The following is an 11,910-nucleotide window of genomic DNA, read 5'->3' on the forward strand; positions in this document are numbered from 1 at the left end:
CCCGTCACTTGCCGGTGGTGCAACAGACCCAGGTTCAAGAGGTTCAGTTCCAGGGCGTCAGCAGCTGCGGTGTCACCGGTGAGGTGTTCGCCGTGGCTGACGGAGGCGCTCTGGCCAAGTGGCAGTTACTGTCTGGTTTGTTCTGTTCAGTAGTAGCGTGAGGTGAGATCTGCTCCCGGCACGCGGGCAAGAAAGGGCGGGGTTGGGCATGGGCATCACAGAGGTCTGGGACGGGCTTGAAGCCGACGTCCGGGCGTGGTTGGTTTCAAACACAGGCTGCGTTCTTATTCCAGCCGCAGTCTCCACCAGAATCCAGGCGCAGGCCCGGGGACATTTCGACGTTGACACCCATGGTCAGATCATGCTTACTGCAGCGGACAGAAGTTTCATCCGGGAAAAGGCAGAAGCGGCTGGCATGATCCACGGGCCCGACCAGGCAGAAACACAGGAGTTCTTTGGTCCTGCCGGCCCCTGCCGCGGCGTCGATGAGTGACGGGGGCCCTACCAGCAGGTACAGCCAGCAGACGGCGCGGTGTATGTCCTCTGCTCGTCAGAGCTGACCTTCGTGGGCGTCAGGGGGTTCCGCCCGTCGGCCAGCCTGGTTGATGATGTCTGCGGCGACGAGGTGAAGCTTCTGGTTGCGGGTACTGGAGGCCCGCCGGAGAATGCTGAACGCCTCCTCCTGGCTGCAATGGTTCTGCAGCATGATCACTCCACAGGCCCTGTCAATGGTCGTGCGGGTTTCCGTAGCCGATTTCAGGTCGGCAAGCATATCCGTCGCGGCAGCCATTTTCACCGCTATTTGAAGGGCACGCCCGGCCATACTGATCAGTGCTGCCAGTTCCGTGGTCGTTTCCGCGGTAAGAGTTCCCGGGCTCCCAGCGAAAAGGACAAGCAAGGCCTCACCACGATCTCCCAGACCGATGGGCACAGTCAAACCGTTCGCGTACCCCGCCAAGGCCAGCGTTTCACTGCGAAGATCCTCCCCTTCCCCGGTTCCTGAGCCGGTCAACAAAACCTGCACCCCGGCGACCTGGGCTTCCAGATAAGGCCAACCGTTCAATTCCTGCTCAGACCTGACCAGTTCAGTAGCCATGGCGCTGCTTCCAGCGAGCAACGGCGGCCGCTTGAACCGGTGCACGGACACTGCACAATCAACCAGGTCACCGGTCTCACGGGTGGCGGCCCCGGCAACCACCCCGCTAAGCCCATCCAGGAACACCTGCAGGGCCCCGCTGCTGATAAGCAGGTCCTGGATCCGCTCGATATCCCCGGCGTAATTGGGTGGCACGCTTACAAATCTAGAAAACCCAGGCCAGATCCTCAACAGCTCCAACAACCAAACCCGGCACCAGCGCATCCGCCCATGCACCCGGACGATAAGACACTGCACTAGTCCTCACGCTGCGCCCGGGAGGTCGCGGAGAGCAAGGGAAAAACGGCGCCAGTCCCTGAGAAAAATTCACGGCCCTTCCAGAACCTATCGTCACTGTTTGGCAGGATGGCTCGACATCGCCTTGGTCTCCTAAGACAGCCCACCGGTCAGGAAAGGTCCGTTACGTCCGTTGCCGGATCAGGTGAAGGGGATGGGGCCGGTCGTGCGCGCGCGTCTACAGGAATCCTTTGGTCCTTGGACTCTAGGGGTTCACCTCCGGCCAAGATCGGCCCGACGAACATCCCGGCCTCTGCGCCTCACCGGTACGGTGTGAACGGGCCGGCGCGTGCTTGTGAACTGTGAGGTTCAGCCCTCGAAGTGGATAACGGGGGTGGTTCCGGGAGTTTTCTTCTTGACGATTTTTTCGGCAAGGTCGCTGATTTTTTGGCTCCGGTGTTGTGAAGCTGTCAATAACGCGGTGAAGGCCGGCTCCTGGCTGCAATTGTTTTGTCCCATGATGATCCCGCAGGCCATGCCGATAAGAGTGCGGCTTTCGAGGGCACATTTGAGGTCCGCTACCAACAGCTCGGCCGTGGAGATCCGTACCGCCAGGTTCAGCACTTGGGCGGCCATGCCCGCGAAGGCGGTTGCTTCCTCGATGACTTCGTCCGTGAACAGCCCCGTTGCGGGAGCGAAGAAGTTCAGCGCGGCTGAGGAATCATCACCGAGCTCGAGCGGGACTCCGAGGACGCTCTTGGACCCGGCCGCCGCGAGGGCCTTCAAATAGGCCGGCCAGCGGTTATCCGTTACTGTCTCGGTCAGCAGAACCGGTGAGAAGGTTTCTAGTGCTTCCATGCAGGGCCCGTCGCCCAATTGCTGCTCAATGTGGTCAAGTTCCACCGCCGCCTCACTGCTGCCAGCGATAGTTGCCCGACGTTTGCGCCGGCGCAAAGTTACAGCGCACTCAATCCGTGCACCTGTCACCCGGCTCAGGATCTCAGCAGCGTGACTTGTCATGACGTCAAGGAAGCCTTTGACGTCCCCGGTACTGACGACCAGTTCCTGCAGTCGCTGATAATCCTCGCTCTGCTCCCCGGTATCCATCACTTCATCCTAGAAGGACCACTGTTGTCGACCACGGCAACCAGCACACCGGGAGCCAGGTGTGACCGGGCCAAGCGCCCCGTCATACCCCGCTGGTATCAACGGCCGTTGACCGTCCATTGATCGTTGGCTGGCCGCCTGACAGCTCAACGGCTTTAGCCGCGTGCCCTCCGAAGAGGCCAGTGCGGCCGATGCCCTGCCCATAGTCTTAGTCCGTGCCCGACCAGTACCCCGGACGTGGTTGTGTAGCCTTAAGAGAGTCCCGCCGGAGGCAACCCCCAAAGTCACCGGCGGGACACCGTTTCTGTCCTCCCCTGTTTTATTCGGGCAGGTCCCCGGTGGCGATGCGTTCGGCGGTGCGGCGGTATGCCTCGGTGATGAAATCTTCAACGTCCCCTGTGCCCATGCGTCAGATGTTCCTCCCACCGATCTGGCTGCCGTTGAGCTCACCGGTTTTCAGCAGCGCCTTAACCTGGATCACGGTGACGTTCAGTTCCCACGGTGACGTTCAGTTCCTCGGCTGCCTGCTCGACGGTCAGGTATCGGGGTTTCTTGCTCTCATCGGCCACGACACCATCCCAGGGCTGGTCAAGGTGCTAGGGGTTTAGTCTTGGCCTGGTTCGGGCGCTTTGGCCGGTTCGATGAGTTCGGGGCCGTTGTTGCGGACACTGTTGACCCGGTCGCTGACAATCCTGGGCGTCAGGGTCGGTTCGGGCAGGCAGTCCAGCAAGTGCTTGACCTCGTCCTTGCTCGTCAGGTCCGGGTTCAGCCAGTCATTGAACAGGTCCTTGGGAATGATGACCGGGGACCGGTCGTGAACATGGCCCAGCGCGTCTTGCGCGGTCGTGGTCAGGACCGTGCAGGACAGCAGCCAGCGGTGCGGGTCATCCTCGGGCAGTGCCGGGTCGGGCCAGAACTCGTACAGCCCGGCGAAGCCCAGTAACGGCTCTTCCTCGGAGAAGAGGTAGTTCGGGATTTTCTTCCCGTCCCCGGTTTTCTGCCACTCGTAGTACCCCTCGGCGGGGATGATGGCTCGGCGGCGGACGGCGGCCTTCCGGAAAGAGGGTTTCTTCAGGATGCTTTCGCTACGGGCATTGATGAGCTTGTTCCCGATTTTGATGTCCTTGGCCCAGGACGGTACCAAGCCCCACCGGGCGATCAGCAAGTGCCGCTCGATCGCGCCTTCATCCAACCGCTCGGCCACGATCGGCACGCCTTGGGTCGGGGCAACGTTCCAGCTCGGAGGCGGCGGAGTTCCCTCGACCTCCTTGGCCTCGAAATGGCTCAACAGGTCGCTCGTTGCCCTGGACATCACGTAACGGCCGCACATGTGCCTATTCTTCCCCCGCACCGTCATCCGAAGCCCCACTGTGCGCAGGGCGTCCGCTATTTGCGGTTGGATCGGTTCCCGATGGTCCAGGGTTATATCCAAATCTGAAGCCGATCTAGCTGGCAGAAAAGCGTTTGTTCCCTTCCTCGGGTTCGCCACTCCCCCGCTATCGGCGGAGGTCGTAATGAATGAGGAGTGGTTGCTGCCCGCCCGTCAAACCGTCGCGACGGAGGCCCTGCAAGCGGCCCAGCGTCGGCTTGCTGCCGCCGGAATAGGACTTTCCAGCGCCTGTGGCTTTAGGACGATCTGCCGGGCCTCTCGTGGGCGTCTATAGCATCAGCGCTAGGAATCACTCGACAATCAGAGCCATGGCCGATGGGGCGCCCAGAAGTAGTAGGTGGCCCGACCGTAACGACATCGGGTGTGGTAGGACTCCGCACTACACCTCAAACGGCAGCTAATGCCATAAATTATGCCATAAGTCCTATGTGATAGATTACGAGGAGGCCAATAGCAACCACCGCCATTTACCCCGCCTGTCGAACCATGATTAAAACAACCTTCAGACTGGCTTTACTTCCCATTTACCGCTCAACGGTGTCCCCGGCAGGACCCGCAACATCTAGCCTCATAGGCATACGAGCCAGCCAACCCATACGGCGCCGAACACTAAGCGCAACTTTACCTGCGGCATGACCACTGGTTTATGCGCAGGCAAGCGTCCTCACTTCACTTGAGGCGTGACGACGCACTGAACAAACAACAACAAGTCAGGTAGAACAAAGAACTTGACACCAGGCATGACTAAAAACGCGTGTCGTAACAGCAGTACAAATAAGACGGGCCATAAGCTGACCTACAGAAAGTAAAACCAGTAGGGGAGTCAGAACCAATGGCACGATCGTCGCTGCAAGCCACGGGTAGCCCGCACGTGAACCAAGCACAAGCCATAGATCGAGTAATTTCGTTTGCCAATGGCAAAGGGGGAGTGGGTAAAACCACTACAGCAGCCAATGTGGGTGGCTACGTAGCACTTGCTGGCTCACGTGTCCTCATGGTTGACCTCGATCCCCAAGGGGATCTTGCCAGGGACCTTGGTTTTGAACGCCAAACGGGGCGTGAACTGTTTCAGGCACTTATTGCCGGTACCGCGCCTTTAGTTCTCCGGAACGTCAGGGAGAACCTCGACGTGATTCCTGGGGGACAGGACTTGGAGGACATCCAAGGTCTCATGGTTTCCAGGTCAAGTCGTTCAGACGCCGCTGATTTTGGCGACATGCTTTACTCCGTACTGGCACCTCTTGCAGATGACTACGACTTGATCCTGATCGATACTCCGCCGGGGGAGAGGACGCTTGTAGAAGGCGCCTTTGCCATATCAAGCGCCGTAGTAATACCGACCAAGTCGGACGACGCGAGCATCGACGGCGTTGAGCGTATCGCCCGGAGGTTCATGGCAGTCCGGGATCGGAACCCCTCTTTGCAACTAGCCGGCATAGTGCTCTTTGGCGTTGGACCCAGGTCGATGCGTCTAGAACGCAGCGTTCGTGAAACTTTGTCCGAGATGCTGGGCGAGGTCGCCCCCGTCTTCGAAACACGGATTCGAAACCTCGAAAGCGCCAGCGCAGATGCACGCCGTAAGGGCCTGCTCTTCCATGAGCTAGAAGGAGCTGTCACCGACGCCCAGAAGAAGCGTTTGAAGGCACTACGTGCCGGAGAGAAACCAGCCGACGGCTTTTTCTCCCGGAATGCTGGCGGTCTAGCCGAAGAGTTCGAGCAGCTGACAGGCGAAATCCTCGCTCGACTGAACTCCATTGAAAGCGAATAAACCTGATGAGCAACGACCGTCCTAATCTTTCAGGAGCGTTTGCCCCTGTTTCTCCGCGAGGGGCAAAGCTGGAAGGGCTCCTGGCCCCCAAACGCAGGAAAACTGACGAGATCCAGCCAGACGCCTCAGCAGCTCCGGCTCGCCAACCCATATCTGTCGTCCCCGATTTGCCTGAGGCGACCACTCCTGTAGTCACCGATGTCGAAGCGCTTGGCACGTCTAGTGCTAAATCGCAGAAAAGGAATGACCAACCACAGCGGAAACAGGGGAACCATTCAAAGTCTAAAGCTTCCGATTCCGTCCCTGGCGCACTACGCAACGTAGGTGTCTACTTGGCACCAGACTTACTACTCACGGTCAAGGAAGCAATCCACGCCGAGCGAACAACCTATGCCGACTTGCTCCTGGATGCCTTCGAGGCGATATCAGCCGAAACTATTGCTAAAGAATTTAGAGCTGAGAGCATCCCTTCAACGTCCGGCATGCCACGACGGGCCCCCCGCCGAAGGGGAGAGGCCGGCATTCAGATTCAGGTCCGTCTAGACGGACATCAGGTTTCTTGGCTTGATGAGAAAGTCAGCGAGTTCAATGCGCCCTCACGTAGTGCTCTCGTGTCGGCTGTCTACAGGCTATACCTCGCGAAATAAACTGGCCTTTGGGTGGGGGAGAAGCATCTTCTGACCTCTGCTGCGCTTCCACTCCCTAAGGCCTGATGGTCAATAGTAATTATGGCATCGCTTATGGCACGACTTATGGCTTTATTGTCAGGCGGGGAAACCTGTTGGACAGCTAGTTGAAATATTCTCCAAGGTTTTCAAGATGCATGTGAGAAAGCCATATTTGCGAGGGCCCACTCATCTGGTGGGCCCTCGTATTCTTCCCATGGGTAATCATCGGTGGGGGAGAAGAGCTCGGAAACCGTATTAACATTCTTCGAGAGCCATTCTCGCCAAATCGTCCGTTCTACTCGGTATCGCTGAAGCTGAGCAGCCACTGCCTCCAGAACCCCAAATACCTCGGCAAGTTCCCTCAACGACGTTGTGGAGACCACTGACCATGAACGCCGTGAATCACGCGACACCATATTCCACGCTGCCATTAGGTCCAGGGCCTCACTAACAGCTGTTCGTGACAACCTAGTAACGGCTACGATTTCTGCGGTAGTGAGACCCCCCGCGATACGTTCCAGAGCCTCGTAAACAAAAGCGGCAGGCAAGCCCAGCTCCCTGAAGACTGGGCGCAAAGCATGGAGCTTTCCTTTCCGCCAGGACAAATCCTCAGCAGCCGATTGAAGGGCCTGGGGGATCGACAACATGTAAAGATCGCCCTTTGTCCCTCTGCCGCGTTCCACCAGCGTAACCAACGGATCCGCCTCAGTACGCAGCGCCCTTAAGTGGGAACCTACAGTCGTGTGGTCGAGTCCCGTAGCGACTGCCAAGGAGCGGTCTCCAAACTCGATGAATCGTGATGCCGTCATATGAGCGGCTTCACCTAGCGCCCGCAAGACCATCCTTCTGGCAAGTCCATTTCGGGAGTCAGCGTAGCTCTGTTCCCTAAGTGCAAGAGCACTTCTCCAGGTCCGAATGTAGCGGTGCTCTGCACTTGAGTCAGAACTTAGAGGCCTAGTTAGCGGGGGCTGTGTATTTGGCTGGCTTGTGGGGGATATACGGGCATTCTCATTCGTCTTCCTAGAGCCCTGCGTTTTTTGTAGGTAGAGGAGAGCGTTCGTCCAGTCGCGTTTCATCGCCGGCAGTCTGTGGCGCGCCGGGTACCGGGCGTAGAATGACGCCAGTCCCGGCCAGATTCCTTGGAATATCCGGCGTTCAACGTCTACGAGCTTCATGCCCGCCGCTGCTGCTGCTGTCAGGATTGCCTGACGAGCCTCGGAATCTGAGGCGTAGCGGTTCGCATCGTAAAGGCCGGACTGCGCTATCTGCTGCATAAGACGAGACATGCGCTTGAGTGGTTGGGGGCTCTCAAGTCCTTCGTCGGAAGCTGGAAGCGACTCATTGCGCCTAAGGGCCTGGATGCCGGCGATCTCGTGCTTCAGCTCCAAACGCATGGTTTGCCATACACGCTCGCTATTCGGGCGGCGTGCGACGTCGTAGGCCATACTCAGACTCATGGCCAGTTCTTGATACCCGCCACGTTTGTGAGGAGAGCCTGGTGTTCTCATGCACCCGTGCATCAGGTTCTGGTGCGGTGTCTTGTCCAAAGTCCGGTAGCGGGTACCAAGGGCCTCAACAAAATCCCTCGCTTCGGAAAAGGAAACACGCTTCTTGAGCGGAACGTAGATGTGACGGCCGCCATTTGGAGATCGGTCCTCGATCCAGCGAGCACCACAGTTGTGCAGCCAGGACTGAAGTGCACGCACTTCGGCATCAACGGAATCGATACCAGCTACGGAAGAGTCGAAGTCGAGGAAAATGGCCGCGCAGGTGCCATCTTTGCCGAAGATCTTCACGGCAGCTGGAAATGTGGGAAGCGTCTCAGTTAGGCCGCGTTCGTGCTTTTGCGGATAGGTCTTTCCTCCGTCGCGCGACAGTCTAACGCGGGGTTGACCTGCGAGAAGAGGCGCAAGTGCTGCCCACGCCTGTGCGGCATCGGAGCCGGGGGAGGAGTCGCGAGACACGCCAGCAGGTATGAGTGCTGGCAGCACGCGAGCGTGCTGATGTACGATGATTTTGTTCCTGCCAGGGAATACTTAGGGACCGATCCTGCAAGATCGGTTTTTGCAACAAAAATGGAGACCTGTCCAAGGTCTTTGATTTCGATTTACGATCTGTTCGCCGGCAAGCTTTCCGGATCGTGAATCTACAGCTTTGAAGGCCCGCTTCGTGCGGGCCTTCCTTGTTTATGAGGCCATGCGTATCGGTAACTCGTCTTGCTGGCTGAACTGATCCAGCAGTGCCAAGTCCTCGCGCAATGATCGGTCGACTGCAGAAGCGACATAGTCAGTGACAGTCATGCCTTTGGCGGCAGCGATCTTATGAACATCCTCCGCGGTCTTGGCCGGGGTGCGGAAGCCAATGTATTTGCGGAGGCCCTTGCTGGGTCTACCGCCTCCACGATTGATTACTGCGCTCATTGTCATGTCCTTTGAATCTCGTGCAACGCGTGGTTGCAACTGGTTCATCGTTAGTGCCACATGCAGCCGATGGGTGCGGAGTTTCTGTTTACAGCTATCGACTGCCTTGAACCTAGCATCGTTCCGAGGTTGTTTTTGGGATTTGTTTACAGAAAACCAGTCAGCGTGTCGTGCATAATCGGGTCGGCATGCGGCGTGTGCCGTCGACTCTTCAGCGCTCCTGAGACGTGGGAAGCAATTTTAGTGTTACGGCACCCCCGCGGGTCCGCACGCGAACGTCCCGGCGCGGCCGGCGTGCTCACTTCCCGGCCGGCACACGTCAAGGCCGTCCCGCAAGTACCAGAGCAATCCTTTCCAGGTTCGTGACAAGCGCGAGTGGGGACGCCTTGATAAGGTTGCCCCGATTTGCTCGCCGCAGGGAGGCGGACCTATCACTAAACTTGTTTGAAACATGTTTCAAACATAGCCTAGCTGACCCAAAGATGTTAAGGAGATGTCTCCTGTGACGCAGATCCCGCCTGGACTGTCCCTAACGACGTCCCAGCGAGCCTTCCAAACAGCGTCGCTAGCCTTTGAAGCCCTGGGACTCCCGGAACGGCTAGATCTCGAACTGGTCGTGCGCGCTGTCGAAAAGATTCGGGGACGCCGAATAAGCATCCGCGCCACCGAAAGACTAGTTGGCACTTCCATCTGCGGGCTATGGGTACCGGGGGAGCGCCAAGAATGGGTCTTTTACCCTCCTACTTCTTGGGAACTGCAACGGCAGCAGTTCATATTGCACGAATTGGCGCACATGGTTCTACGGCATGATGCTCATCCTGGCGCAGGAGCTCTTCTCCATAAGAGCCTTCAAAATTTGTCGCCAGAACTTGTCCGAAAGGCTCTTATGAGAACCGAATTCAGGACCGTAGAGGAAGCATCCGCGGAGTACTTGGCGGACATGATGGCTGAGGCACTTAGAAAGTCGCCGGAAGAACCGGGCGCGTTCGAGGAGGTTTTTGGTTAGTGGAGACTTTTACTGCAACCATCATGATCGTCTTGACGCTCGTCATGGGCGTGACTCGGCGTCAAGGGAAGGACACCAGCATCCTTTGGTCGTCCGTTCTCATTACAACCTCTCTAGTCCTTAACCTGGACCAGGTATACAGATACGTGGACGAGAGATCCGGTGGACGGAACTATATTGATCTGGCAGCTAACCTTCTGCTGCTTGGGGGCGTCTACTTCCTAGCAAGGGCGATTCACAGGGCGGCAAGTCCTGCGTCAGCTAGAGCGTCATCCCCACGTCTATTGGGAAGGAGCGGCGTGGTAATAGCGGGCGTCCTAACGGCTCTTTTCTTCATGCTTATAAACGCCCCTTCCACCTCTACGGCCTTCATGCGCGACTACGGAGCACAACCTTCAGCGGCACTCTACTCGGTCGTCCAATATGCGTACATCGGTTGTGTCATGGCTACCGCCGGATTCACTTGCTTGAAGTTCCGAAAATCTTGGAGCACTGGCGTCTACACTTGGGCGTTCGGCTTGATAGGTTGCGGCTGCCTCTCTGCCCTCCTCCTTGTTCTACAAGTTCTGGTGTTCGACGCATTACACCTATTGGGTGAGTTGCAAATGATGTCCGCACTTAACGGCCTGTACAGTGCGCTGAACGCCACAACTTTTGCCCTATTGTGCACGGGTCTGGCACTTCCCCCGGCTACTCGAAGGATTCTTGCACTCGTCCGGACCGCCAAGACGAAGTCCGTGCTGAGGGGCCTCCAACCCGTCTGGACGAAAGCAATCCAGGGCAACGGAGGGCTGACTCTAGATCTACGAGTAGTACCTGATCATCCTGACAAGCCGCGTCACCAATTGCATCGGATGGTAGTGGAAATTCAGGACTCCTTGGTCCGGGATCCATCCGCTTATGTCCGAATAGGTACGCCTGGGGTGGAAAAGTTATCTGAGGCGGCTGCCTTTCTGGAGAGCTTGGCATGGCGCCAAAAATGACAGCCCCCATCACTTTGCTCCTCGGATCAATATCAGCTGCGGTCGGGTTGATGGCCTGGGCTTTGCGCCGAGCTGTCACACCTGGCTACAAACGGCGCTACGACCTGATTCCAATCCGAGTCTCAAGCGATGAGATTGAACTTCCGGCCACAACGCGCACGACATTGCCGGGTACCTTCGGGCTTCACTCTCGCGAAGGCGATGAACCAGCCGTTGTTGGTGAGATCATCTCTACCACCCCATCCGTAGTAAGGCGGCGGCTACTTTATCGACCCACCTCTCTGTCTGAAAACTCGCAGTGTTCTTGGAGCGGCATAACCAGATTCACACCCGAGTCTAAGTACGAGGATGTAGTTGTTGAGACGGCTCTCGGGCCAGCTCCCGCATGGATCGTTAATGCAGGCTCAGATTTTTGGGCGATCCACATCCATGGTCAGGGCTCGGACAGGCGTCAGACCCTGCGCGGAGTGACAACTGCAAGCTCCCTTGCTCTCACGTCCTTGGTCATCACCTATCGAAATGACGGCGAAGGACCTCGCAGCCATGACGGCCATTCTCATCTTGGCGAAACTGAATGGCAGGATCTGGAGGCAGCGCTTCGATTCGTTGCAGAACAAGGGGGAACACAGTGCATTATTTTCGGGTGGTCCCTAGGTGCCGCAATTGCTGTAAATGCCCTCCAACGATCAAATCTCGCAAGCATGATCAGGGGCCTGGTCATGGTGGCACCCGTTTTGAGCTGGGAAGCAGTCTTTCGAGCTAACGCGCGCCACCAAGGGATGCCCGATATCGTCGGATCCTGGGTGGCAGCACTACTTGCTTCGAGGGGAGTAAGCCGGCTGATAGGCCTAAGGGCTGCAATCGACGTCAAGACATCGGATGCCTCAAGGGTGGCAATGCAGTTTGATGTACCAACGTTGATCCTTCACGGTGCCAATGACTGGTCGGTCCCCATCAAGACATCCAGAAACATCGCCGATGGGCACAATGGACAGATCGAACTCGTTGAGTTTGAATGCTCGGGCCACACGCAGGAGTGGAATTCGAACCCGGTAGGGTGGGATTCGGCAGTTCGTCGTTGGTATGGAAGGTCATTCCCTACCTTCACGGCTCAAATCAAGTCGGCGAGACCTACCGACTAAGTTCCGAATGGGGTTTAAATAGTGGCTGGCGGTGAGACTGCTCGAGATCGGCTT

General features: G+C 57.6%; 9 protein-coding genes. 4 read left to right on the forward strand and 5 right to left on the reverse strand.

Going from position 1 to position 11,910, the window contains the following annotated elements; genetic code table 11:
* Positions 1–208 precede the first annotated feature (208 nt).
* Positions 209–493 carry a hypothetical protein gene (locus ACUYMZ_RS00635; RefSeq protein WP_481601739.1) on the forward strand — a complete coding sequence of 95 codons (285 nt, stop codon included), beginning with the start codon at positions 209–211 and terminating at the stop codon, positions 491–493.
* Between the two features lie 57 nt (positions 494–550).
* On the opposite strand, the gene ACUYMZ_RS00640 is transcribed toward ACUYMZ_RS00635, so the two are convergent.
* Both ACUYMZ_RS00640 and ACUYMZ_RS00645 read right to left on the reverse strand, forming a co-directional pair.
* Positions 551–1,291 carry an ANTAR domain-containing protein gene (locus ACUYMZ_RS00640; RefSeq protein WP_481601740.1) on the reverse strand — a complete coding sequence of 247 codons (741 nt, stop codon included), beginning with the start codon at positions 1,289–1,291 and terminating at the stop codon, positions 551–553.
* A gap of 450 nt (positions 1,292–1,741) precedes the next feature.
* On the reverse strand, positions 1,742–2,479 hold the full coding sequence (locus ACUYMZ_RS00645) for a GAF and ANTAR domain-containing protein (protein ID WP_481601741.1): 738 nt from the start codon (positions 2,477–2,479) through the stop codon (positions 1,742–1,744).
* A 404-nt stretch (positions 2,480–2,883) separates the two neighbouring features.
* Between ACUYMZ_RS00645 and ACUYMZ_RS00650 the strand changes: the two genes are divergently transcribed.
* Complete coding sequence (locus ACUYMZ_RS00650) at positions 2,884–3,087, forward strand: hypothetical protein (protein ID WP_481601742.1); 204 nt, start codon at positions 2,884–2,886, stop codon at positions 3,085–3,087.
* Here the strand turns inward: ACUYMZ_RS00650 and ACUYMZ_RS00655 are convergent.
* Positions 3,084–3,809, reverse strand: coding sequence for an SOS response-associated peptidase (locus ACUYMZ_RS00655; RefSeq protein ID WP_481601743.1), 726 nt, complete (start codon positions 3,807–3,809; stop codon positions 3,084–3,086). The two genes, ACUYMZ_RS00650 and ACUYMZ_RS00655, sit on opposite strands and share 4 nt — an antisense overlap.
* An 892-nt stretch (positions 3,810–4,701) precedes the next feature.
* Here ACUYMZ_RS00655 and ACUYMZ_RS00660 point away from each other — a divergent pair.
* Positions 4,702–5,637 carry a ParA family protein gene (locus ACUYMZ_RS00660; protein WP_481601744.1) on the forward strand — a complete coding sequence of 312 codons (936 nt, stop codon included), beginning with the start codon at positions 4,702–4,704 and terminating at the stop codon, positions 5,635–5,637.
* Positions 5,638–6,451: 814 nt separating this feature from the next.
* On the opposite strand, the gene ACUYMZ_RS00665 is transcribed toward ACUYMZ_RS00660, so the two are convergent.
* On the reverse strand, positions 6,452–8,101 hold the full coding sequence (locus ACUYMZ_RS00665) for a MarR family transcriptional regulator (protein ID WP_481601745.1): 1,650 nt from the start codon (positions 8,099–8,101) through the stop codon (positions 6,452–6,454).
* Between the two features lie 390 nt (positions 8,102–8,491).
* Positions 8,492–8,725 (reverse strand): hypothetical protein, encoded by a 234-nt coding sequence (locus ACUYMZ_RS00670; RefSeq protein WP_281452832.1) that lies wholly within the window; start codon positions 8,723–8,725, stop codon positions 8,492–8,494.
* 2,039 nt (positions 8,726–10,764) lie between these two features.
* Here ACUYMZ_RS00670 and ACUYMZ_RS00675 point away from each other — a divergent pair.
* Positions 10,765–11,856 carry an alpha/beta hydrolase family protein gene (locus tag ACUYMZ_RS00675; RefSeq protein ID WP_481601815.1) on the forward strand — a complete coding sequence of 364 codons (1,092 nt, stop codon included), beginning with the start codon at positions 10,765–10,767 and terminating at the stop codon, positions 11,854–11,856.
* The last annotated feature ends 54 nt before the right edge of the window (positions 11,857–11,910 follow it).

It is taken from the genome of Arthrobacter sp. T572, from assembly GCF_056780115.1.

Bases quoted from the DNA above. Each gene is read 5' to 3' on its own strand.
- ACUYMZ_RS00660 (WP_481601744.1), top strand. From the start codon at position 4,702: ATGGCACGATCGTCGCTGCAAGCCACGGGTAGCCCGCACGTGAACCAA.
- ACUYMZ_RS00675 (WP_481601815.1), top strand. From the start codon at position 10,765: ATGGCCTGGGCTTTGCGCCGAGCTGTCACACCTGGCTACAAACGGCGC.
- ACUYMZ_RS00635 (WP_481601739.1), top strand. From the start codon at position 209: ATGGGCATCACAGAGGTCTGGGACGGGCTTGAAGCCGACGTCCGGGCG.
- ACUYMZ_RS00670 (WP_281452832.1), bottom strand. From the start codon at position 8,725: ATGAGCGCAGTAATCAATCGTGGAGGCGGTAGACCCAGCAAGGGCCTC.
- ACUYMZ_RS00655 (WP_481601743.1), bottom strand. From the start codon at position 3,809: ATGTGCGGCCGTTACGTGATGTCCAGGGCAACGAGCGACCTGTTGAGC.
- ACUYMZ_RS00645 (WP_481601741.1), bottom strand. From the start codon at position 2,479: ATGGATACCGGGGAGCAGAGCGAGGATTATCAGCGACTGCAGGAACTG.
- ACUYMZ_RS00650 (WP_481601742.1), top strand. From the start codon at position 2,884: ATGCGTCAGATGTTCCTCCCACCGATCTGGCTGCCGTTGAGCTCACCG.